21 protein-coding genes and 1 pseudogene are annotated in these 23,888 nt (G+C 49.2%); 7 read left to right on the top strand and 15 right to left on the bottom strand.

The window, feature by feature from the left end; genetic code table 11:
- From ACTHTQ_RS04625 to ACTHTQ_RS04615, 3 genes are all read left to right on the top strand, one after another.
- Positions 1 to 88, top strand: an 88-nt coding sequence (locus tag ACTHTQ_RS04625; protein WP_153063788.1) for an IS3 family transposase, incomplete at its 5' end; no start/stop codon positions are given.
- A gap of 206 nt (positions 89 to 294) precedes the next feature.
- Positions 295 to 786, top strand: coding sequence for a disulfide bond formation protein B (locus ACTHTQ_RS04620; protein WP_049351157.1), 492 nt, complete (start codon positions 295 to 297; stop codon positions 784 to 786).
- A 95-nt stretch (positions 787 to 881) separates the two neighbouring features.
- On the top strand, positions 882 to 1,688 hold the full coding sequence (locus ACTHTQ_RS04615; RefSeq protein WP_440363235.1) for an integrase core domain-containing protein: 807 nt from the start codon (positions 882 to 884) through the stop codon (positions 1,686 to 1,688).
- 337 nt (positions 1,689 to 2,025) lie between these two features.
- On the opposite strand, the gene ACTHTQ_RS04610 is transcribed toward ACTHTQ_RS04615, so the two are convergent.
- The 4 genes and pseudogenes from ACTHTQ_RS04610 to ACTHTQ_RS04595 form a co-directional block, all read right to left on the bottom strand.
- Positions 2,026 to 4,755, bottom strand: a complete 2,730-nt coding sequence (locus ACTHTQ_RS04610) for a lactoferrin/transferrin family TonB-dependent receptor (RefSeq protein ID WP_440363234.1) — start codon at positions 4,753 to 4,755, stop codon at positions 2,026 to 2,028.
- A gap of 86 nt (positions 4,756 to 4,841) precedes the next feature.
- A complete protein-coding gene (locus ACTHTQ_RS04605) occupies positions 4,842 to 6,620 on the bottom strand; it encodes a transferrin-binding protein-like solute binding protein (RefSeq protein ID WP_440363233.1) in 1,779 nt (592 codons plus the stop codon).
- A gap of 137 nt (positions 6,621 to 6,757) precedes the next feature.
- Positions 6,758 to 7,698, bottom strand: a pseudogene (locus ACTHTQ_RS04600) (transposase).
- 84 nt (positions 7,699 to 7,782) lie between these two features.
- Positions 7,783 to 8,511 carry a YebC/PmpR family DNA-binding transcriptional regulator gene (locus tag ACTHTQ_RS04595; protein WP_049329917.1) on the bottom strand — a complete coding sequence of 243 codons (729 nt, stop codon included), beginning with the start codon at positions 8,509 to 8,511 and terminating at the stop codon, positions 7,783 to 7,785.
- A 364-nt stretch (positions 8,512 to 8,875) separates the two neighbouring features.
- On the opposite strand from ACTHTQ_RS04595, the gene ACTHTQ_RS04590 reads away from it, so the two are divergent.
- The gene (locus tag ACTHTQ_RS04590) at positions 8,876 to 10,306 is read left to right on the top strand and encodes an alanine/glycine:cation symporter family protein (protein WP_440363232.1); all 1,431 of its coding nucleotides are present in this window, start codon (positions 8,876 to 8,878) and stop codon (positions 10,304 to 10,306) included.
- A gap of 58 nt (positions 10,307 to 10,364) precedes the next feature.
- Here ACTHTQ_RS04590 and trhA read toward each other — a convergent pair whose 3' ends face one another.
- The gene (trhA, locus tag ACTHTQ_RS04585) at positions 10,365 to 10,991 is read right to left on the bottom strand and encodes a PAQR family membrane homeostasis protein TrhA (RefSeq protein WP_049329915.1); all 627 of its coding nucleotides are present in this window, start codon (positions 10,989 to 10,991) and stop codon (positions 10,365 to 10,367) included.
- Positions 10,992 to 11,376: 385 nt separating this feature from the next.
- Between trhA and ACTHTQ_RS04580 the strand changes: the two genes are divergently transcribed.
- On the top strand, positions 11,377 to 11,940 hold the full coding sequence (locus ACTHTQ_RS04580) for an RBBP9/YdeN family alpha/beta hydrolase (protein ID WP_440363231.1): 564 nt from the start codon (positions 11,377 to 11,379) through the stop codon (positions 11,938 to 11,940).
- A 128-nt stretch (positions 11,941 to 12,068) separates the two neighbouring features.
- Here the strand turns inward: ACTHTQ_RS04580 and pyrC are convergent, their stop codons facing one another.
- The 3 genes from pyrC to ACTHTQ_RS04565 form a co-directional block, all read right to left on the bottom strand.
- A complete protein-coding gene (pyrC, locus tag ACTHTQ_RS04575; RefSeq protein ID WP_440363230.1) occupies positions 12,069 to 13,103 on the bottom strand; it encodes a dihydroorotase in 1,035 nt (344 codons plus the stop codon).
- 97 nt (positions 13,104 to 13,200) lie between these two features.
- Complete coding sequence (locus ACTHTQ_RS04570; RefSeq protein WP_440363229.1) at positions 13,201 to 13,794, bottom strand: NMCC_0638 family (lipo)protein; 594 nt, start codon at positions 13,792 to 13,794, stop codon at positions 13,201 to 13,203.
- A 12-nt stretch (positions 13,795 to 13,806) separates the two neighbouring features.
- The gene (locus ACTHTQ_RS04565) at positions 13,807 to 14,031 is read right to left on the bottom strand and encodes a sulfurtransferase TusA family protein (protein WP_003681929.1); all 225 of its coding nucleotides are present in this window, start codon (positions 14,029 to 14,031) and stop codon (positions 13,807 to 13,809) included.
- A gap of 109 nt (positions 14,032 to 14,140) precedes the next feature.
- Between ACTHTQ_RS04565 and ACTHTQ_RS04560 the strand changes: the two genes are divergently transcribed.
- Entirely contained in the window at positions 14,141 to 14,752 is a 612-nt protein-coding gene (locus ACTHTQ_RS04560) for a CNP1-like family protein (RefSeq protein WP_440363241.1), read from the top strand.
- A gap of 63 nt (positions 14,753 to 14,815) precedes the next feature.
- Here the strand turns inward: ACTHTQ_RS04560 and ACTHTQ_RS04555 are convergent, their stop codons facing one another.
- Positions 14,816 to 15,931: a porin gene (locus ACTHTQ_RS04555; RefSeq protein ID WP_440363228.1), complete on the bottom strand. Its 1,116-nt coding sequence runs from the start codon at positions 15,929 to 15,931 to the stop codon at positions 14,816 to 14,818.
- 388 nt (positions 15,932 to 16,319) lie between these two features.
- On the opposite strand from ACTHTQ_RS04555, the gene ACTHTQ_RS04550 reads away from it, so the two are divergent.
- Positions 16,320 to 17,066, top strand: coding sequence for a carbonic anhydrase (locus ACTHTQ_RS04550; protein ID WP_440363227.1), 747 nt, complete (start codon positions 16,320 to 16,322; stop codon positions 17,064 to 17,066).
- A 62-nt stretch (positions 17,067 to 17,128) separates the two neighbouring features.
- Here ACTHTQ_RS04550 and ACTHTQ_RS04545 read toward each other — a convergent pair whose 3' ends face one another.
- From ACTHTQ_RS04545 to gshB, 6 genes are all read right to left on the bottom strand, one after another.
- A complete protein-coding gene (locus ACTHTQ_RS04545; RefSeq protein ID WP_063076388.1) occupies positions 17,129 to 18,763 on the bottom strand; it encodes a CTP synthase in 1,635 nt (544 codons plus the stop codon).
- Positions 18,764 to 18,886: 123 nt separating this feature from the next.
- Entirely contained in the window at positions 18,887 to 20,542 is a 1,656-nt protein-coding gene (locus ACTHTQ_RS04540) for an AMP-binding protein (protein ID WP_440363226.1), read from the bottom strand.
- A 94-nt stretch (positions 20,543 to 20,636) separates the two neighbouring features.
- Entirely contained in the window at positions 20,637 to 21,740 is a 1,104-nt protein-coding gene (gene mnmA, locus ACTHTQ_RS04535; protein WP_440363225.1) for a tRNA 2-thiouridine(34) synthase MnmA, read from the bottom strand.
- Between the two features lie 126 nt (positions 21,741 to 21,866).
- Complete coding sequence (locus ACTHTQ_RS04530; protein ID WP_440363224.1) at positions 21,867 to 22,340, bottom strand: copper chaperone PCu(A)C; 474 nt, start codon at positions 22,338 to 22,340, stop codon at positions 21,867 to 21,869.
- Positions 22,341 to 22,471: 131 nt separating this feature from the next.
- A complete protein-coding gene (locus tag ACTHTQ_RS04525) occupies positions 22,472 to 22,855 on the bottom strand; it encodes a diacylglycerol kinase (RefSeq protein ID WP_440363240.1) in 384 nt (127 codons plus the stop codon).
- 67 nt (positions 22,856 to 22,922) lie between these two features.
- Positions 22,923 to 23,879 carry a glutathione synthase gene (gshB, locus tag ACTHTQ_RS04520; protein WP_440363223.1) on the bottom strand — a complete coding sequence of 319 codons (957 nt, stop codon included), beginning with the start codon at positions 23,877 to 23,879 and terminating at the stop codon, positions 22,923 to 22,925.
- Between the last annotated feature and the right edge of the window lie 9 nt (positions 23,880 to 23,888).

The following is a 23,888-nucleotide window of genomic DNA, read 5'->3' as shown; positions in this document are numbered from 1 at the left end:
GGATTACTACAACCGGGAGCGTTGCAGTTTGAAATTGAAAAAGCTGAGTCCTGTCGCATATAGAACCCAGCTTACACAGAGCGCCTGAATAGGCTTTTATGAGTGTCCAAGATTTGGGGGCCAGTTCCGGCCTTTTCGATATGAAACACATTTTTGTTTCCATATTTATGGTTACGCAACATCAACAAACATACGCAAAAAACCGTCAAACCAAAAAAGCATATACGTTTTGTGTTAAAGTAAACATTATTGATCGGCTGTTTTTCGTCCAGGCCGTCTGAAAGGTTTTATCTTATGAACTTTTTCCGCAAGACTGTTTTATTTTTAGTCGTCCTCTCCATATTTGCCGCCTGCGGCTCCTTTATTTCCCAATACGTTTTGGGTATGAACCCGTGCGTATTGTGCATCCTGCAACGCTTGTGCGTATTGGGTGTCGGGCTGTTGGCCATTGTTACAGCATTCAGTTCTCAATCTTCCAAATTTGCCCGCTCGCTCTCGGCATTGTTGATTGCCGCTCCGGCCGTTTACGGCGCCGGTGTCGCCGCCTATCAAATTTGGTTGCAAAGCCTGCCGCCCGGCACCGCCCCTTCCTGCGGCGCACCTTGGACCTTCCGCCTGCGCGACTGGCCCTTGTTCGATTGGTTTGAACCCATCGTTCGCGGCTTTGGCAACTGCGCCGAGCCGGACTATCTATTCGGTGTTGCCCTACCGGTGTGGAGTATTTTGTATTTCGGCTTTGTCGTATTGCTGCTGCTTTGGGCTTGGTTGAAAACCAGAAAAATCTGATTGGTTTCGATATAAAAAGGCCGTCTGAAATTTCAGACGGCCTGATGTAGAAATCAGTAGCGTTGTTTACAGTATTTCCAGGAGAATACTGAAACATGAACATGCACAAAAACACCCGTCTCACCCCGCACCACCACCAAGCCATTTGGCTGGCCTACACGCAGGGGAAGGAAAGCGTCACCTCCCCGGCACGCCACTACCAAGTCAGCCGCGTCACCATTTACCGCGCACTTAAAGCCGCAAGGGGCAGACTGCTCAAACCCCAAACCAGTACCAACAACCGTTTCAAACAGGCAAAGTACGGAATGAAACGCCTGGCCAAGGTAGAACGCGGCATTCAGGAAAAACTCAAAAAGCAGGCCAAACGCTACAATAAATCCTACCCCGGAGAGCTGGTACATCTCGATACCAAACGGCTGCCGCTGCTCAAAGGGCAGAAAACCACCGATAAGCGGGATTACCTGTTTGTCGCCATCGACGATTTCTCAAGGGAGCTATACGCCGCCATTTTGCCGGACAAAACCGCAGACAACGCCGCCAAGTTTCTGACCGAACACCTGATTGATCCCTGCCCATACCTGATTGAGTGCATTTACTCTGATAACGGTACGGAATACAAAGGCTCGGCCAACCATGCTTTCGGTGTAGCCTGTTATGAGAACGGGATTGGTCAAAAGTTTACCCGGGTTGCCCGTCCGCAGACCAACGGTAAGGCGGAGAGGGTTATCCGCACCCTGATGGAGATGCGGCATGAGAAACAGTTGTTTGACAGTCCGGAACACCGGCGAAAGGAGTTGTGCCGCTTTGTTAATTTCTATAACACTGTGAAGCCACACCGCAGTTTGAACGGCGATACGCCGTTTGAGGTCTTGCAGGATTATTTTTCTCAACCTGTGGTGTAAACAACGCAACGTTTTCCTACACCTGAGACCTTTGCAAAAAAGCCTTTCCTCTAACAGCCGAAACCTAAATAAAGATTTTCGGCTGTTTTTGTTTCAAATATCCAATAATTCTATTCAAATACTCCCTTAATCCCCCTTGAATACCTGATTAATCAGGCATCCGGACCGAGACCTTTGCAAAATTCCTTTTTCCCCAACAGCCTAAACCCAAACACAGGTTTTCGGCTGAGATCTTTGCAAAATTCCCCGAAATCCCCTAAATGTTTTGGTGGGAATTTAGGGGATTTCGGGGAATTTTGCAAAGGTCTCCTATTGCCTTGATGCACGGTTGCTTAGGTTAAAACTTCATCTCCAAAGTCAGGGTGTAATTTCGTCCCGGTGCGGCGTAGCGGTTATACCTACCGACATTATTGTGCCTATTGACCGCTCCTTCGGCAGTCTGCCTTACAGACTCCCAAGTGGTATACCGGTAGTTGAAGAGGTTATACACGCCTGCGCGCAGGGTCAGGTGTTTCTTGATATTGTAATATCCGAAAACATCCGTAACATGCCAAGGCCGCGTCCGCCGTGATGCTGCTTTTTTAGCATTGGCATTACCGTTCAACAGCGCCTGGCTACCTAGCAGTTCGTCAACAGATTTTGCCTTGGAATAAGTAAACATCGTATTGATGCCCCATATTCCGTCAGGATGGTCGTAACCCAAACCCAATACATATCGTGAAGGTTGGACGGCATCAAAGAGATATGAAGTTACAAACGTCCTGTCGGCGCGTATATCGGCATCTTTGACCTTGATACGGTTATAGGCAAGCGTGGAATACAACCCGTCCGGCAATCTGCCCCATACACCGTGCCAATCGATTTTACCCAAAATATTGATACCGGCTATCCGTGCATTTTGAGCATTTCGGTATCCGGGGTCGCCAGAAGCCGAAGTTTGCCCGTTTTGAGTTCGGGTTTCATAACCGAATGCAATCAGGTCGCGATAGGCATTGTTGAAATAGCTGGCTTCCAAATTGCCGAAGTCCCCTTTAAATACAATACCTGCCTCTCTATTAAAGGATTTTTCCGGTTTCAGATCCAACGTTTTCAAAGACTCCCCGGCTCTCCAGCCGTACATTTCGGCAAACGACGGCAGACGGAAGCCCGTAGAAGCGCGATAAGTCAAATCCATCCAGGTGAAAGGCTTGAGGACTACGCCTGCGTTCCAAGAAAGGTTGCGGTGAGTGCCGGTAGAGACACTCTTATCTTCCGAATGCGTACTGCGGTAATCGTAACGTATGCCTGCTCCGACATCTGCCCACCTGCCCAAACGGACATTGTCTTGAACGGCTGCATAATAACCGTTGCCGCCGATATTCCTCGGTGTGCAGTCTGTATAGGTGTTATTGCCGAAACGGCATATCGGCGATGTATTGACCGTGGTCTTGCCGATAGACACCCAATACGGTTTGCCTTGGCTTCCATTGGGCGACTGCGCCCCTTCCGGAGTTTTCGATCCATATGCCTGAACTGCGTTTTGCAGATAATAATCGCTGTGGGACAATTGCGACTTAAAGCGGTCGTACCCTAGATTGATACTCAAATTGTGACGGATTTTGGCCGTATCAAATGCCTTTTTAAATACTGCTTGGAACAGGTTTCGGCTTTCTTCATAAATCATCCGGTCAGATTTATAGAAGGAATACGGTTTATTGCCGTCGGGACGGCAATTTTTATCCGAACCGTCGTGAGAGCAATGCGTCTGCTGCAAACGGTTGTCCAAATCTATACCTTGCCGGTCATAAGAAAGTCGGGCGTAATCGGCCCAGGTATCCTTGTCAGCATTATGGTAAACATATTCGACCCCGTACCGGTTTTTAGTATGGCGTTCATCATAAAACACGCCGGTACCGTAACCGATACCCTGCAATGTACCGCTCTCTCCCTGAACAAACAGCCTTTCGGCCTTATTATTGCCCGAATATTTGCCAAAGCCGCTCGGCGTACCGTTTCTCCGGACACTTTCATTCAGGTCGGCCTCGGTAAAATAGGCAGGAACAGTCATATCCCGTGTATCAAAGGTCTGCTGCGTATGTTCAAGAACGGCTCCGACATAATGGCGGTTGTCCAAATGCCAACCCGATCGGAACAGCCATGATTGGCTGCCATACTCAAGCGGGTCCGCAAGGAAGCGGCTGGGGCCGGTATAATCCTGCGTGCTGACGGTTTTGCGCTCATCTTTGGCCAAAGCATCTTTTTTCGCATTGTCTTTACAGGCCGCATATCCATTGGAACATTCCTCTTCGACAATGAAATTTGCGTACGGATGGGTATCCTCGACCGGCATCAGCCGGTTGAAACTTTGCACACCTTTACCAGCATCTTTATGCGCGTGGATTTCCTTCCCCCGCCGTTTAGTATAAATAAGGAGGGCTTCCGCGCCGCCGCTGCGTCCTGCAAGCGCAAGGGACTGTGTCAGGGCATGGTCTTTTCCAGAATAGGCAGTTTTACTCTGAATGCCCCACTGTTTTCCCTCTCCGATAATGTCGGCTGCGGTTTTGGTTTGAAATGCGACCGAACCTGCCAATGCGCCGTTTCCGTATTCTGATGAATTCGAACCCTTGCTGATTTCAACGGCCTTAACGTTTTCATACTCAATTTCATTGATTGCGCCGCTGCTGCCCGCCGTCCTCGTCCCACCCAATGCCGCCTGCGCGGTGTAGGACTGTATTTGCGAAACGCCGTCTACCGTTAAGGAAACGCGGTTTTTATCCATGCCGCGTATTGAATAGCCGGAACTTGCGCCCCGACCCTGTTCGACCACGGCAATACCCGGATCGTAACGGGTCAGGTCTCGGATATTCAAAACCTGTTCTTTACTTAGCGTCTCGGAAGATTTGACTAGTTTGCCCAACCCGGTTACTTCGTTATCACGGCGGGTTTTCTGTTTTTTCGCATTGACCTGCACGGTATCGAGCTGCTTTTCCATCACTTGTCCGGACGGTAAAACATCCGCATAAGCAGGCAGCGCAGTCATCAGCGACAGGCATAAAATATTTAATCGGAACAAATGTTGCTGTTTCATATCATTTCTCTACTTACTGCCTTCAGACGGCATTTAAAGCCGATATGCCGTCTGAAGAACTTTCCTCTGTCAACCGGCAGCCCAGTTTACCGGACAAGCTGTTGGCGTTTCGTACCGAATACCACTGCCGCCTTGCCGCTTTCTCCCTCCAATGTATTTCCGGAGAACGATCCGCCCATCTCAATGGCGTTTTTGCCGTAGAAGCCGCCGGACACATCTGCACGGATATTCGTCCGTTTCGGATCGATGGTATTTTTCGGATCTAATGCAAAGCCGTTTTCACCGGTTTTCGCCACACCTGAAAAACCATTGCCCTGAATCGTGGCAGTGATGGTGAATACGGGGGCAATGCGGTCTTTCGCCGTCAGCATACCGTTGAGGGTTTTCTCAGCAAAATTAACTTTAAACTCCGCCCGGTTACCGCCTTCCTTATTGGAAGGTTCGGCACTCCAGCTCGTACCATTAACAATAGTACCCGACCATGTACCGCGATATACCGCCTCTCCCGCCGTTACAGGCATATCGGAAACCGGCGTACGGCTGCCCTGCAGGAACATATCGTGCGAACCGCCGTGTTCCAACACCCCGAAATGCAGGTAATCCAAATTGGAGCAGCATACCGACACCTTCACACCGTCTTTCTCAAATACATGCTGGAATGCCGTCTGAGTGCCTTCGGACGGCACAAGCGCAAGCTCTACGCCGTCAATCAGCAGTTTGGCCACGTTGCCGAAGCTGTCTATCTGTTTTTTCACAAAATCCGCACCGATGCGGTAAGCGTCCATAAAGGTTTCAGCCAATGGTTTTTCTGCACCGTCTTTCTGTTTCGCGCCGAATACGGCAAGCACTTTCTTATCGTTTGCCAAAAACTTGCCGCCCAACTCATCGCCCTGAGGCCCGTAGAAACCACCTTCCAGACTATCAGAATCAGAAACGAAGGGATGACCGTTCCCAGTATCTTTATCTGCAGCCAACGCCTTACCTTTGAAGCGGTTACCGTGCAGGTTAGCCTGAATGTCGTAACGTTTAATTTGTTTGGCTTTATTTTCGGCTTCGTTATGGGTAATCCGGTTATTGCGGTAGAGCGCGCCGGTCATGGTCTTGGCGGCGAAATCCACCTCAAACTCGCTGGTCAGCCCAAAATTGGTCTGACCTTCCGGTGCCTCGCTTTTATTGCGCAACACATCCGCTTCCTCGGCAGACAAAGCCCCGTACCTATCCCCCGCTGGCGGACTACCCAACTGGGGAAACTTTTGTTTTTCCTTGGCATCGGTTACATAATCCCAAGTACCTTTGTAAATCGCTTTGCCCGTCGGCAGAGCTTGGGAAGGATTGCTGCCTTTGTAGAAAAGGTAGCCGTCCGGACCGAAAAGGGCGATATTGTTTTTGGGATCGATTTTATTGGCACCGTTGCGGTAGATATAGCCCGAGCGGACATACTTGAATTTCGTGTATCCTTCCACGCGGCTTTTGCCGTCGCCCGTTGTGATGGATTCGTTCAGCGTACCCTTATCCATCGCAAAAATGTCATCCTTTTGGGGAAACTTATCCGGTTCACCCGCCGCCAATTTCACCCAATCCACATCCAACAGCGGCTGATGCCCCTGCTTCACGTTGAAATGGACATTGCGACGCGGGATTTTGGCTGCAAAACCGTAAGCCGGACGTTCGTTTTCCGCCGCTTGCGCTTCACCGGGTTTTGCCGGTTTTTCAGTCTGTTCGTCTTGGTATTTCGGTGCTTCGGACTGCGGGTTGCGCTGTTTCGTTTCCACGCTGTCCAAATCGAAACTGCCGCCGCCCACGCAGGCAGAAAGCAGCAGCACAGGCAGGATACCGGCTGCTTGGGCAATAAGTGAATTTTTCATATCAACTTTTTTAAAAATGATAATAGTTTATATTTTATTAACTTAAAATGTAATTTGCAAACATTTTCTGACGTACCTTCACAAAAAACACCCGCACATCCTTACTCAGGATATGCGGGTGTTTGAGCAAACCTTGCCTAACCCAAAGACACCATTTCAATCTGCTCCATCGTCCTACCCAGAAAACGTTCGCCTATCGTTCTGAATTTCAAAGGAATATCGCTGACATAAAAACGATAGTCGGGATTATTGTTGTCAGTATTGAGTAATCCCTCCTGCGCAAGGACGCGTGCTGTTTCTTCAGCCGTCGTAATTGCAGAATCAACCAACGCGACATTACCCGCCTCCCTACCGATTAAGGGCTTGAGCAAGGGAAAGTGCGTGCAGCCCAACACCAGCGTATCGATGCCGTCTGCAAACAATGGTTTGAGGTATTCGCATACGGTCAGGCGGGTAACTTCATGTTCCAACCAACCTTCCGCATCGGTACGGGTATGTTGTTTGTAACCGAGTCTGAATAAACCGTTTTTCTTTGTCCAACGGGCATCTTTGTCCTTACTCGGTGCGGTTTGGCCGCTGACTTGTCCTTCCTCGTCGACTTCTATGGCCTGACGCTGTTTGCTGCCGGCAGTCTGAATAATGGTGGCATCAATGACGGCGGCGGATGCCTTCTCTACTTTTAGTTTTTTTTCGGTCAGTTGGCGGTTAAGCAGTTCCAGCAGTTCGGACAGGGTGTCGTCTTGCGCCGCCGGTTGCGGTAGCGGCATAAGGTGCTGTAATCGGGGATGCTCAGTTCGTCAAAACGGCAAAACAGGTTGAAATCGATGCGGGTGATGAGGCTGTGTTCGAGTTCGGGATCGGAGAGGCTGTGCCATTGTCCGAGCAGGACGGCTTTGAACATGGATAGCAGGGGATAGGCGGGACGGCCGCGGTGGTCTCTAAGGTAACGGGTTCTTTGACGATTCAGGTATTGTTCGATCGGCTGCCAATCAATCACCTGATCCAACTTCAATAGTGGGAAGCGGTCGATGTGTTTGGCGATCATGGCTTGTGCGGTTTGCCGGAAGAAGGTACTCATGAGAAATCCCCTAAATGTCTTGGTGGGACTTTAGGGGATTTTGGGGAATTTTGCAAAGGTCTCGGCCTTTTGTTCTTTAAACTCTTAGTCCAGATTTAACACGGCAGAAGTATAAACGTCTTGTACGTCGTCCAAATCTTCCAATGCGTCAATCAGTTTTTGCATCTTAACCGCATCTTCGCCGCTTAACTCGGTTTCGTTTTGGGCGCGCATGGTAACGTCGCCGTCAACAGATTTATAACCTGCCGCCTCCAAAGCCGATTTCACACCAGCCCAATCGTTTGGCGCGGTAATCACTTCGATGGAACCGTCGTCGTTGGTGATGACGTCTTCCGCACCGGCTTCCAAAGCCGCTTCCATCAGCGCATCTTCGTCAACGCCCGGTTCAAACACCAAATAGCCTTGATGAACGAAGTTGAACGCTACGCAACCGTCGGTACCCAAGTTACCGCCGTTTTTAGTGAACGCATGGCGCACATCGGCAACGGTACGGGTTTTGTTGTCGGTCAGGCAGTCCACCATCAAAGCCGCGCCGCCGATGCCGTAGCCTTCGTAACGCAACTCGATGTATTCTACGCCTTCCAGATTGCCCGTACCTTTATCGATGGCACGTTGCACGTTGTCTTTAGGCATATTGTTTTCAGCGGCTTTTTCCAAAGCCAGGCGCAGGCGCGGATTTGCGCCGGGGTCGCCGCCGCCCATACGGGCAGCAACGGTAATTTCTTTAATCAGACGGGTGAAGATTTTGCCGCGTTTGGCATCTTGTCGGGCTTTTTTGTGTTGGATATTTGCCCACTTACTATGGCCTGCCATGTTGATTCCTTTCGTTTTTTCACGCGTTGAGGCGGAATTTGCTTCATTTGTAAGGCGTGCATTTTATCATAAGTTGCCTTTAGCCAAAATATTCAGACGGCCCGAATATTTGCAAAAATAGGCCGTCTGAAAACAAAGAAACCTTTTTTAAATAAAGAAGCACATTTTCGGCAACCCTTTGTCAGTTTTCGTTTTAATTCACGAAGGTTTACGGTATGATGACAAAATCGGTCAGGATTGTTAACAACTTAACCGGTATTAAACGGCAAAACGGCCTGCTCGCCCTTGTTGCCAACCGCGAAAATGAACGGGAGTAGTTGCCCGTATCATTTTCTTTTTATTTGTTTTTCTTAAAGGTTATATTATGGAAGAAATATTGTCTGCTCTGGTGGGTGCAGTCAATCTGGTTCTTTGGGACTACCTGCTGATTTATGCCTTAATCGGCATCGGCCTGTTTTTTACCCTGTACTTGGGCGCACCGCAAATTACCAAATTAGGAACAGGTTTCAAATCCGTTTTCGGCGGCTTGTTCAGCAAAAAAGACAAAGACCACGAAGGCAAATCCCTGTCTCAATTTCAAGCGCTTGCCGTGGCGATTTCCGCGCAAATCGGTACCGGTAACGTTGCCGGCGTAGCCACTGCGATTACCGCCGGCGGCCCGGGTGCCATTTTTTGGATGTGGTTGTCTGCCATTTTGGGCATGTCTACCATTTTTGCAGAAGCCATTTTGGCGCAAAAATACCGCGTGGTCAGCCACGGCAAATACATCGGCGGCCCTGCGTTTTACATTACGCACGGCCTGACTCCGAAAATCGGCCGTGGCGCGGCGCGTTTCCTGTCCGGCTTTTTCTCCATCGCCTTGATTATCGCGCTGGGTTTCATCGGTAACGCGACCCAATCCAACTCTATCGCCTCGGCCATAAATTTGGCTTTCGATATTCCTCCGATGGCTGTCGGCATTGCTTTGGCGGTATTCGCCGGCCTGATTATCATCGGCGGCATCAACCGCATTGCCGGTATCGCGCAATTTGTCGTGCCGTTTATGGCGGTGATTTATATCTTGTGTGCCGTGATTATTTTGTTCAAATTCTCCGACCACATCATTCCGATGTTCCACAATATTTTTGTCGCCGCCTTCAATCCTGAAGCGGTATTGGGCGGTGCGGCCGGTATCGGTATGCGCGAGGCAGTCCGCTTCGGTGTGGCACGCGGCCTGTTTTCCAATGAAGCCGGTATGGGTTCGACCCCACACGCTCATGCGACCGCCAACGTCAAACACCCTGTACAACAAGGTATGGCTGCATTTATCGGTATTTTTATCGATACGCTGATGGTCTGCACGGCAACCGCGCTGATTATCCTGCTGACCGACGCCACCTTGTCCGGCGAAACCGGCGCGGCAGTTACCCAACTGGCGTTTAACAAAGCCTTCCCGGGTTTTGGTTCGCAATTGCTTGCCGTCTGCCTGACCTTCTTCGCCTTTACCACCATCATCGGCTGGTACTACTTCGGCGAATCCAATATCCGCTTCCTGTTCCGCGGCAAACACTTGGGCATTTACCGCGCACTGGTTTTGGTGGCCATCGTATTAGGTACCTTGGGCAAAGTGGATTTGGTTTGGAGTATGTCCGATATGTTCAACGGCTTTATGGTCTTGCCGAACTTAATCGCCCTCTTCCTGCTGCGTAAGGAAATCCGTGCGGTTTACGACGACTATCTGGCGCAAACCAAAGCTGGCAAAGAGCTGACCTACAACTACGAATTCCACGAATTCCACGACAAAAACCCAGGTTAACGACAAACAAAAACCTCTCAGTCAAACTGAGAGGTTTTTTATTTCAGGCCGTCTGAAACTACAACACATAAAAATAAATGCTGATAAATTGCGTCAAACTACCTGCCAAGACAAACAAGTGCCAGATACCGTGGCCGTGGCGTATTTTCGTATCGTTGATAAACCAATAAATCCCCGCGCTATACAATACGCCGCCCAACACCAGCCAAAACAACCCGCCGGCCGAAAGCGACTGTATCAGCGGCCATACCGCCACCACAATCAGCCAGCCCATCAACACATAAATCACCATCGACAGCAGCCGTTTCTCGCTTTTGCGCCCAATCGTCAGCTCCTGAACAATGCCCAGCAAAGCCAGTCCCCACGACACGCCGAAAAGCGACCAGCCCCAACCGCCCTGCAGGGTAATCAGCGTAAACGGCGTATAGCTGCCTGCAATTAAAAGATAAATCATGCAATGATCGACCTTTTGCAAAATCGCCTTGGCCTTCGGCTGCGGAATACTGTGGTATAAGGTTGAGCCCAAATACAGAAGCAGCAGGCAGACTCCGTAAGTCAGTGCACCGGCAATCCGATAGCCGTCCGCCGATTCTACCGCTTTCACCAGCATCAGCACCAAGGCTGCCACTGCCAACAAGAAACCGGCCAAATGGCTGTACGCATTAAATCTCTCGCCGTGATACATAAACCATTCTCATTTATAAAAAACCAAAGTGTACGCCAAGACAGGCACTTCGTCAGAGAAATCGGGTTAAAAATAAGTTAAAGCGTAAAGGCCGTCTGAAAAACACGGCCTTGCAATATAACAAAAACATCTTTGCAACAAACAAACCATTCTTTCCCTTTTTCAGACGGCCCCTATATATTTCAAACCCGAACAACACGGCAAAGCCATCCGCCCCTGCCGTGTTGTTTGCTTTATTATTCTTGCAAATATCATTTAACAACAAAAACTTAATCAATCATCCTTACAAAGCAACAAATAATAAAACATAAACAAACATGGTATAATGAACGCTTACAGGCAGAGATTTAGACAAAAGTCTCAGGCCGTCTGAAGGAGGAGAAATATGAATCAACGCGTTTATATCGTACATGGCTTTGAAGGCAATCCGCACGGCAACTGGTTTGACTGGCTTTGCACCCAAATCAAAAGTACCGGCGCACAAGCAATCTCCCTTGCCATGCCCAATCCCGACAAACCAAGCACGACTGCGTGGCAGTTTACCCTTGACCAGCACATCGGCAAGCCCGATGCCCATACCTTCCTAGTCGGCCACAGCCTCGGTTGCATTACCCTCCTTCACTTCCTCAGCCGACAACAGCCGCAAAAAATCGGCGGTCTGTTGCTTGCCGCCGGTTTTGCCGATATGCTACCGCCCCTGCCCACGCTCGATGCCTACATTAAAGCAGCGTCCCCCGATTTCGACATCCTGCGCAAAATCGATATGCCCAAACACTGCCTGGTTTCCGACAATGACACCCATGTTCCGCCCGAACTGACTTTGGACATGGCGGCCAAACTTAAAAGCCCTGTTACCCATATCCCCGAAGGCGGCCATTTGATGGCTTCGGACGGCTTTACCCAACTGCCGCAGGCTTGGGAAGCGCTGAAACCCATGTTGATAGACTAAACGTAATAATTGGTTTTCAGACGGCCTTATTTGTCTTCCCTCCCCATAACAGGCCGTCTGAACGACAATAAAAAACAACCTGCCCTTTCAAGCAGGTTGTTTCTTTTTATGCCTTATTGACGGCAAATTTAATATTGCATTGTCCATTCAATCTCGCCGCCGGCCCTCATCGGTACAAGCTCGCCATCGCCGTAAGGTACGCTGGCAGGAACGATTTGCGTTTGTTTGACCAATGTGATGGTATCGGTATTTTCAGGCAGACCGTAGAAACGCGGGCCGTTTTTAGAAGCAAAGGCTTCCAGTTTATCCAGCGCGCCTGCTTTCTCAAACACTTCGGCATAAAGCTCGATAGCAGTCATCGCGCTGAACATACCGGCACAACCGCAAGCATTTTCTTTGGCAGTTTTGGCATGTGGTGCAGAGTCCGTGCCGAGGAAGAATTTGTGCGCCTTATCGCCGGTAACGGCGGCAACCAAAGCCTGACGGTGGGTTTCACGTTTGAGTACAGGTAGACAGAAATGATGAGGGCGCACGCCGCCGACCAAAAGGTCGTTGCGGTTGAGCAGCAAGTGTTGCGGCGTCACGGACGCGGCCACATTATCGCCTGCTTCCAATACCAGTCGGGCAGCCTCGGCAGTGGTGATGTGTTCAAACACGACTTTAAGATTCGGCACTTGTGCCAAAACCGGCTTCATCACGCGCTCGATAAAGGCGGCTTCGCGGTCGAAAATATCGATTTCAGGATCGGTTACTTCGCCGTGAACCAAGAACAAAATGCCCTGTTTCGCCATTTCTTCCAACACGGGAATCAGTTTGAACAAGTCGGTTACGCCGGAATCGGAATTGGTAGTCGCGCCTGCTGGATAAAGTTTGAAAGCCACAATACCGGCAGCTTTGGCTTCGCGCACGAGTTCGGGAGTGGCATTGTCGGTCAAATAAAGCGTCATCAACGGCTGGAAGGTGCTGCCTTCTGGCAGGGCGGCCAGAATGCGCTCTTTGTAGGCTTGGGCATCGGCAACGCTAACGACGGGCGGCTTCAGGTTGGGCATGATAACCGAGCGACCCATTTGTCGGGCGGTGTACGGGGCAACGGCTTTGAGCGCATCGCCGTCGCGCAGGTGTAAGTGCATATCGTCGGGGCGGATGATGGTCAGGGTTTGCATAGCTTACTTTCGAGTGGTTTGGTTTGATAATGTTTCAGACGGCCTTTATTCGGCGGTAACGGTTTCTATTAATTTGATGTTTCAATCGTCAACCGGCCTAAGGCAAAACGGGGGCCTTATTGTCGTAAGAATGATGGGTCAAATAAAAAACAGCCTGTACCGGAAAATGCTCGGACGACGTTGTTTTGACGGTCAGCAAGGTTTCTTTCGGGCTGCCGGACGCGCGCCATGCGTAGGAAATCTGACGCATAGGCAACGGGGCTTCCGCCAAATTATCGGCACGCAATTCAGCGTTCAAACCTTGTGGCGGATTTTCTGCCAAAGCCAAAAATTGTTTGAAAATCAGATGGTCGTCGGCTTTAGCCGTGCGTACGCTGCAACTGTCTTCAGTTAGGCTCAAATAATAATCTGCGCCGTTTTCCGTTTTCTTCCAAATGCTTAATGCCTCCAAATCCATCATTCCGGCAGGCAAATCGGCAATATCTTTTTTCGACAATAAAACCAGTTTGTTGGCATTGGCAAACTCGCCGACAAGGGCGGCATCGCCGTCTGCGGCCACGCAGCTTTGGCGGAACAAGTCGGTTACATTTTGGGCATAATCGGCAACGTTCTGCGGCGAAACGCCTTCATTGCCGCATGCACTCAGGCAGACAGCCAATACAGCAGCAGACAACGCGACGGCTTTAGACATTTCAGACGGCCTTTATTTGTGTTTCAACACCAGCTTGAACACGCCGTCAGCCTCGCTCGATTCCAACAAAACATGCCCGGTCTGACGGCAAAACGCTTCAAAATCGCCGGGCGCACCGCCATCGGTGGCCAATACGGTCAGCACTTCACCCTCCTGCATTTGCGCCAAAGCCTTCTTGGCACGCAAAATCGGCAGCGGGCATTTCAAACCGATGACATCCAGAGTTTGTGTATTCATGATGAAAACTCGTCATATTAATCAGAATTAACGTCAATTATACCGCACTTACTTGCACCCCACCCTGCAAGCCCATAAAATAAAGCCGTTTTTCACTTTGGAGCTGTCTATGCGCCGTTTTGCCCTTCTCGCTCTCAGCCTTGCCGCGACTCAAGCATTTGCTTTAGGTTTCAGCCAAAAGGACACGCTGACCAACACGCGTTATCAGGAAAACCCTGAAGAAGTTGCCGCACGCGAATTTAAAGAACACAAAGCCGAGTTGCCGCCCCTGCCCGATACCCAATCGGGCGATTGGTTCGACCTCTATGTCAACGAAACCTACGGCAAGCAGCCCAAAATCCTGCTCAGCAGCCTGCAAATCATGCCTGCGCCTGACAACAGCATCCGCTACGTCTTGAACGTGCGCTCCGACAAAGGCTACGACAACCTCTCCGTCGAAGGTCTCTATTGCGCCCGCACATCCTTTACTTACAGCAACGACAAGCGTTCATCTTACAAAGTATTCGCTTACGGCGACACAGTAAACCACCGCTGGATCGAGCCACGCAAAGGTGATTGGAAGCTGATCGGCAATGCGTTCAGCCGCAACGATGCCCTGCATACCGCCCTGTATCAGGCATTCTGTATCGACGGTATGCCGACAACGGTCGAAGGCTTGGTACAACGTTTGAAAGAACGCGGCGGCCGTCACGGTACAACGCTGACCAACCACGACAAATAAACCGCTTTAATCAACAAAAAGGCCGTCTGAAATTTTTCAGACGGCCTTGTCTTTCAAGACGGCTTAGAATTTGTGATACAGGCCCACAGAAGCGGCTTTTTGTTCAATGCTGCCGTTATTGGCTGCAGTCAGACGGGTTTTGTTACTGACTTTCAAATACGCCAGTTGGGCAACTACGCCGGTGCGTTTGCTGAAGGTGTATTGGCCGCCGACAACGACTTGGTCGAATTTATCCACCAATTTCTCGCCGCTGTTCACGCCCTTGGCAGGCCAGCCGTGTGCGTAAGTAATGCGTGGGGTGACATTGCCCAATTTGTAGCCGACAGTTACCGCTGCATCAACCACTTTCACGGCTTCAGATTTGCCTGAATCGGCAGTGATGTCACTACCCTTGTACTCATTAAAACCATCGGTGAAATAGCCTAAATATTCGTTGGCTGTCTCATGGCCTTTGGCATAATGTACGCCGCCGCCGACAAAGAGATTGTCTTTGTCGTAATAAGTTTCGACTTTGGCGATTTGTGCCGCTTTGACTTTGCCGGAATTATCGGTGTACGCGCCGTTATAGTGGCCGTAAGCCGCATTGGCAGTAAAGCCGTTTTTAGAGAAGCTCACGCCGCCGGTGTATTGGTCTTTGGCCGCTTGGGTGTGCGTGTATTTGTCTGAAGGATTGCGGTTGTCGCGCGGTGCGTAAGACACGTTGAATTTGAATCCGCCAAAATCCGGGCTGTCGTAGCGTACAGCGGCATTACGGTTGCCGGTACGGGTAAAGATGCCCAAGCCTGCGGCATTGGTTTTGTACATCCACGGATCGATGGTGTCTATTTCGTTCAGCATATTGCTGAGTTTACCGGCACGGACTTTACCGAATTTACCTTGCAAACCAATAAAGGAATCGCGATTGGCAAAACCTTGAGAGCCGCCGGTAATGGCTGTTTTTTGTTCAACTTGCCAGATGGCTTTCAAATCGCCGCCGAGGTTTTCGCTGCCTTTGAAACCGATACGGGAAGTATTGTCATTGATGCTGGTTGCAGTAGAGCTGGTTTCAGAACCTGCGTCACCTTTGATTTTTACTTGACCGACGGTCACGCTGCTTTTGATTTGACCATACAGAATGACTTCTGCAGAGGCAGCCAGCGGCAAACCGGCAATAACCAAAGCGATAATCGATTTTTGCATTATTCTCTCCAAAACAAAGTTAAAATCTCGTGAAAACACGTTTAGCAATATTAATGTTTTCCAACGATACAAACAACTACTTTCATCTTGATAGACACTTTTATTCATTAGAGTTTAGACTTTTTACAACATTTTCAAATAAAACAGGCCGTCTGAAAAAAATTTCAGACGGCCTCTCCCATTCAAAGTCATGGCAAGGACAATCATCCCTACCATTGTAATCATTTAATCAAAAATGATTGCTTGATAAATGTTTGCCATATATCAACCCAACATTCCCAAATTACCACTATCATTAACTTTCTTCTTATAAAGAAACTTTTTTATATCAATAATTTATTTGGTATAAATTTTTCCTTTTACCTAATATAAATAAATAGGAGTCCTTATGTTGAACAAACATCTCTTTTTATCTTTGCTAATGGCTGTCTCCACTGCAACAGTATACGCTGAAACCCATCATGCGCATTGGTCTTACACAGGTGAAAACGATGCTGCACACTGGGGCGATTTGAGTGAAGACTTTGCTGTCTGCAAAACAGGCAAACAGCAATCTCCAGTGGACTTCTCCACGACAAAAGCAGTAAAAGGCAAACAACTGGCATACCGTTACAACGTTGCCGACTACAAAGTAGAAAATAACGGCCATACCCTTCAAGCCACGCCGCAAGGCAAGGCCCAAACCATCGTGATTAACGGTAAAACCTATACCTTCAAACAATTCCACTTCCATACGCCGAGCGAACATACTTTCAAAGGCAGACATTTCCCGATGGAAGCGCATTTCGTCCATCAAGCCGAAGACGGTACTTTGGCAGTCATCGGCTCTGTATTTAAACCGGGCAAAAACAATCCTGCCTTATCCGCACTCACTGCCAAAAAACTGAAAGCAGGCGAATCCGTAACGTTAAAAAACTTGAATATCCAAGCCCTGCTGCCTAAAGATAGCAAGTCCTTCCAACTGAAAGGCTCGCTGACAACGCCGCCTTGCAGCGAAAACGTTACTTGGGTTGTCTTAAAAACTCCGGTTCAGGCAGATGCGGCGCAGTTTAAAACCATGCGCGACATTATCGGCGGCGAAAACAACCGTCCCGTACAACCTTTGAACGACCGCGAAGTCAATGAAGACAAATAACTTCTAAGGCCGTCTGAAAACAAAAAAGCACCCGGAAACGGGTGCTTTTTCAATCACATCAATCAGGCTTTTTTGTTACCCAACGCGGCTTTCACAAACGCGCTGAACAAAGGATGGCCTTTGCGCGGATTGGAAGTAAATTCCGGATGGAACTGACACGCGAAGAACCAAGGATGATTTGGCAATTCGATGGTTTCAACCAAACGCTCGCGGCCTGCGGATACGCCGCCAATGACTAAACCGGCTTTTTCCAACTGAGGAACATAGTTGTTGTTAACTTCGTAGCGGTGGCGATGGCGTTCGCGGATATGTTCGCTGCCGTAGATTTTTGCGGCGAGGCTGCCCGGTTTGAGGTCAACTTCTTGCGCACCCAAACGCATGGTGCCGCCCAAATCGGCAGATTCGTCGCGGGTTTCTACGCTGCCGTCGGCAGTTTGCCATTCGTCAATCAGTGCAACGACAGGTGCGGCGCATTTCAAGTCAAACTCGGTAGAGTTCGCACCCTTCAAGCCTGCAACATCGCGGGCATATTCGATCAGGGCGATTTGCATACCCAAGCAGATGCCCAAGTATGGTACGTTATTTTCACGCGCATAGCGTACGGCGGCAATTTTGCCTTCTACGCCGCGTGAACCGAAGCCGCCCGGCACCAAAATCGCGTCCATGCCTTTGAGCATGGAAACGTCGCCATTGCCCTTTTCGATGCTTTCGCTGTCAACAAAGGTAATTTGTACGTCGGTTTCAGTGTGAATACCGGCGTGTTTCAGGGCTTCGATCAATGATTTGTAGGACTCGGTCAAATCAACGTATTTGCCGACCATCGCAATTTTGACGGTATGTTTCGGATTTCGAATCGCGTGAACGATTTTCTTCCATTCGGTCAAATCGGCTTGTTTGACATTCAGTTGGAGCTGCTCGGTAATGATGCTGTCGATGCCTTGGTTGTGCAGCATTTCAGGGCATTCGTAAATGCTGTCCACATCGTAGCTGCCCACGATGGCACGTTCTTCAACGTTACAGAACAAAGCAATCTTACGGCGCTCGTCCGCAGGCATTTCTCTGTCCATACGGCAGATCAGGATGTCCGGTTGCAAACCGATGCTCAACATTTCTTTAACGGTATGTTGGGTCGGTTTGGTTTTGATTTCACCGGCAGCGGCAATGTAAGGAACATAGCTTAGATGGGCAAACAATGTATTGTTGCGGCCGAGCTGGCTGCGCATTTGGCGGATGGCTTCCAAGAAAGGCAACGATTCGATATCGCCGACTGTACCGCCGATTTCGACAATCGCCACATCATAACCAGCCGCGCCTTCATGGATACGGCGTTTAATTTCATCAGTAATGTGCGGAATCACTTGTACGGTACCACCCAAATAGTCGCCGCGGCGCTCTTTGGCAATCACGTTTTCATAGACTTGGCCGGTACTGAAGCTGTTGCGGCGGGTCATGGTGGCGTTGATGAAACGCTCGTAGTGACCGAGGTCGAGGTCGGTTTCCGCGCCGTCATCGGTCACGAATACTTCGCCGTGTTGAAACGGGCTCATGGTACCCGGGTCAACGTTGATATACGGGTCGAGCTTAAGCATGGTCACGTTCAAGCCACGCGACTCGAGAATAGTAGCAATAGAAGCGGCGGCGATACCTTTACCCAAAGAAGATACAACGCCGCCGGTTACGAAAATAAATTTAGTCATGATGTGATACCCATGTTGGAATGTGTGATTTTAACTTGAAGCAGCATATTCTGGCAAACGACAAAAGCTTCAGGCCGTCTGAAATAGCGTTTTCAGACGGCCTTATCATACTGATTCTATATATCAGCGCAGCTCGCGGCGCAGGATTTTGCCAACGTTGGATTTTGGCAACTCGTCGCGGAATTCGATGTCTTTCGGCACTTTATAAGCAGTCAGTTCTTTACGGCAGAAATCAATCAGCTCTTCCTTGGTCAAAGACGAGTCTTTGCGTACGACGAAGACCTTAATCGCTTCGCCGGTTTTCTCACTTTTCACGCCGATACAGGCGACTTCCAAGACTTTGTCGTTGCCGGCCACCACTTCTTCGATTTCGTTCGGATACACATTGAAACCGGATACCACAATCAAATCTTTTTTGCGGTCCACCAGTTTCAACCAGCCTTTTTCATCCATGACGGCAATGTCGCCGGTCTCCAAAAAGCCGCGTGCATCGATTGCTTTGGCGGTTTCTTCAGGACGATTCCAATAGCCTTTCATCACTTGCGGGCCGCGCACCCACAATTCGCCCGGTTGTCCGATAGGCACTTCTTTGCCGTCTGCATCGCGCAATTCTATCTCAGTTGAAGGAACAGGCAGGCCGATACCGCCGCTGTAAGCTTCGATATTCAAAGGATTGCAACATACGCCCGGACTGGCTTCAGTCAAGCCGTAGGCCTCCACAATCGGCGTACCGGTGATTTTTTTCCATTTTTCCGCCACGGCTCTTTGCGTTGCCATACCGCCGCCCAAAGTCAGCTTCAAACGGGAAAAATCGACTTCGGCAAAATCTGGACGGTTGACCATCGCATTAAACAGGGTATTCACACCGATGAATACGCTAATCGGCTCTTTTTTCAATTCACCGATAAATCCTTTCATGTCGCGCGGATTGGTAATCAGGATGATTTTAGAACCGGTATTCGCAAAGATCATCAGGTTCACCGTCAAGGCAAAGATATGATACAGCGGCAACGCGGCAATAACCGTTTCTTTGCCTTCGTGCAGGCTGTTTTTAATCCATTCTTTTGCCTGCAACATATTGGCGCAGATATTGCCGTGACTGAGGACGGCGCCTTTCGCCAAACCGGTCGTGCCGCCTGTATATTGCAGCAAGGCAGTATCGTCGCGCGTCAATTCGACAGGCTTGAACGTATTTGCCGCACCTTGCTTCAAGGCCGTCTGAAAAGTCACGGTATTGGGAATGCGGTATTCCGGCACCATTTTTTTCACTTTGCGGATGACGAAGTTCATCAATGCGCCTTTAATCATGCCGAACATCTCGCCGACCGACGCGACAATCACATGTTTGATTTGCGTACGCGGCAACACCAACTCCAACGTATTGGCAAAGTTCTCCAACACGACAATCGTTGTCGCGCCACTGTCTTTCAACTGATGCTCCAACTCGCGCGGCGTATAAAGCGGATTGGTATTCACTGCCACCAAGCCTGCCTGCAAAATACCGAAAAGCGCAATCGGATATTGCAAAACGTTCGGCATCATAATCGCCACACGCTCACCGCGCGGCAGTTTCAATACGTTTTGCAGGTAAGAAGCAAAATCGGTAGCCAACTTGCCCACTTCGGCATAAGTCAGCGTTTTGCCCATGTTTTGAAAAGCAGGTTTATCCGCGAATTTCTCGACACTTTGACGGAATACGTCGCTGATGGAGCTGTATTGAGAAATATCGATTTCAGAGTTTACGCCTTGTTCATAGCTTTTGAGCCAGAGTTTTTCCATATTGATCAGTCTTTTATTTAGTCGTTTTTTGAAATCGAGGCCGTCTGAAAGGCTTTATTTCAATCCGCCGCTTCGTTTTCAGACGGCCCTTTTATTAAGCAGTAATAATGACAGGCTTGTCGGTGGACATGATGATACCGCCGCCCAAGCACACATCGCCGTCATACAGTACCGCAGATTGTCCGGGGGTTACCGCCCATTGCGGCTCGTCAAAGACAAGCTCGATGGTTTCATCATTCAAGTAACGCAACGTACAAGGCGCGTCGGCCATACGGTAGCGCGTTTTGCAGGTATAGCGTCCTTCTTTCGGACGTTCGGGCAATGTAAAACTCAAATCGTTCATAATCAGGCTTTGCGTATAAAGCAAAGGATGATCATGACCTTGCACGACAATCAGTTCGTTTTTGGTCAAATCCTTGGCCGCGACAAACCATGGTTCGCCTGCGCCGCCGATACCCAAACCTTTGCGTTGACCCAGCGTGTAAAACATCAAGCCGACGTGTTCGCCGACTACTTTGCCTTCAGGGGTAACCATTTTGCCATTATTGGTCGGCAGGTATTTTTGCAGAAATTCGCGGAATGGACGTTCGCCGATAAAGCAAATACCGGTACTGTCTTTTTTGGTTGCAGTCGGTAATTTGAATTCTTCGGCAAGACGGCGGACTTCAGGCTTTTCTAACTCGCCCAATGGGAAAATCGCGCGCTCAAGTTGGAAAGGTTTGAGGCGGTACAAGAAATAGCTTTGGTCTTTGTTTTGATCCAAGCCTTTGAGCAGGTAATGCACGCCATTGCGAACTTCTTTGCGGGCATAGTGTCCGGTGGCAATGGTATCGGCGCCCTGCTCAATGGCATAATCCAAAAAGCATTTGAATTTGATTTCGGCATTGCACAAGACATCCGGATTTGGCGTGCGGCCTGCGCTGTATTCTTTGAGGAAATAGGCAAATACATTGTCTTTATATTGCGCGGCAAAATTGACGATGTCGATATCGATACCGATGATATCGGCAACGGCAATGGCATCAAAGGAGTCTTGTTTGATGCTGCAATATTCGTCGTTGTCGTCATCTTCCCAGTTCTGCATGAACACGCCGCTGATTTGATGGCCTTGCTGTTTGAGCAGGGCCGCGGTAACAGATGAATCGACGCCGCCGGAGAGGCCGACGATGATGTTTGTTGGTGTGTTAGTAGTATTCATGAGGGGAATGTGGGTTTTAAATACATTTTTTAAAACGTGATTTTAGCACATTTTGATTTAACGACAGAAAAGGCCGTCTGAAAGCCTAATGACTTTCAGACGGCCTTTATATGAAAATTCAAGCAATTAGTGTTGATGCGCACCACCGTGACCATGACCGTGATCCATACCGGATTGCGGTGCGGTTTTCACTTCCAGTTGTACGGTTTGAGGTTTGGCATTTTTGAATTTCAGGGTAACAGGTACTTTTTCGCCTTCTTTCAGCGTTTTTTTCAGGCCCATGAACATAACGTGGTAGCTGCCTGGTTTCAGCTCGGTTACGCCTTTTTCTTCCAGCGGGATGCCGCCTTTAACTTCGCGCATGCGCATTACGCCGTTGTCGTTTACATGGGTATGTACTTCGATACGCTCGGCTACTGGGCTACTGCCGCCAACCAAGAAGTCTTTTTTAGCTTCATCGTTGTGGATTTTCATGAATGCGCCACCCATTTTCATACCTTCAACGGTAGAACGTGCCCAACCGTCTTCAATATGGATACCGGCTGCAGATACGGAAGTTGCCAAGCCTGCCAGAATCAGGGTTGCCATTAATTTTTTCATGTTTTGCTCCTTATGTTTGCCAAATGGCTGGGATATACAGCTTTCATCTTACAACCGAAGGCCGTCTGAAAACTTTGATATAGATTAAGTAATACTATCTAATCCTAATGAATTATCATATTACCACATTTCTAAGCAGTTAATGCAACAATCCAAACAATAAATAACATTAACAAAGCCATCAGTTGCGCGGCCGAACCGGCATCTTTGGCACGCTTGGCCAGCTCGTGTTTTTCAGTAGAGGTATGGTCAACAGTTGCCTCGATGGCGGTATTAAACAATTCGGTAATCAGTGAAATAAACGATGCGACAACAAGCACCATTTTGGTGACCGGGCCGAAATCAAGGAACAAAGCCAAGACAATTAAAATCAGGTTCAGCCAAAAAACTTGGCGAAATGCGCTTTCATAACGATACGCGGCAGCCAGTCCGTCTTTGGAATAACCAAACGCATTGATAATGCGCTTGATACCGTTTTTTCCTTTTTTCTCGGAAGCGTAGGAAGATGGTTTCATCATATACTCAACATAAAAAGGCCGTCTGAAAAAAACGGTCGGATCAATTTTCAGACGGCCTTTGGATTTATTGTTTTGCCCAAGATGCCACGGCATCTGCGAACATGGCGGCAACGTCGAAATCTTTTTGCTTCATGATTTCTTGGAAGCCGGTCGGGCTGGTTACGTTGACTTCGGTCAGGTTGCTGCCGATGACATCCAAACCAGCAAGCAAAATACCGCGGTGCTTCAATTCAGGCGCAAGGGTTTCTGCAATCTCACGGTCACGCTCGCTCAACTCCTGTGCCACGCCGCGGCCGCCGGCAGCCAAGTTACCGCGTGTTTCGCCGTTTTGCGGAATACGCGCCAAAGCATACGGAACAACTTCCCCGCCGATAATCAGAATACGCTTGTCGCCATGTACGATTTCAGGAATATAACGTTGCGCCATGATGGTGCGTGAATCAAGCTGCATCAAGGTTTCCAAAATACTGCCGATATTGGGGTCGGATTCGGTCAGGCGGAAAATGCCCATACCGCCCATGCCGTCCAACGGTTTGATGATGATGTCGCCGTGTTCTTTCAAAAAGGCACGGACATCGGCGGAACGTGTGGTAACCAAAGTTGGCGCGGTAAACTGGCTGAAGTTCAAAATCGCCAATTTCTCATTGAAATCGCGCATTGCTTGTCCGCTGTTAAATACTTTTGCGCCCTGCTGCTCTGCCAAAGTTAAAAACTGGGTCGCATACAGATATTGCATATCAAACGGCGGATCAGTGCGCATAATGACCGCATCGAAATCTTTTAAGGCCGTCTGAACTTTTGCCTCTGCTTTAAACCATTCATGATCGTCATCGTTCTTCGCGCCGACAAACTCAAATGCCGCTGCCTGAGCCACCACCAAGCCTTCACGGACGGACAATTCTCCGCTCAAGGTATGAAAAAGCTGCCAACCGCGCTTTGCCATTTCACGCATCATGGCGTAAGTAGTGTCTTTATAGGTTTTAAAACTTGCCATCGGATCGGCGATAAACAGGACTTTCATCAAAATTTC

The sequence above is a fragment of the Neisseria sp. P0020.S003 genome, assembly GCF_051957095.1.
Classification (GTDB): Bacteria; Pseudomonadota; Gammaproteobacteria; order Burkholderiales; family Neisseriaceae; genus Neisseria; species Neisseria subflava.
Note: the sequence above shows the minus strand (reverse complement) of the source record. Positions and strands in the feature narration are given on the sequence as shown.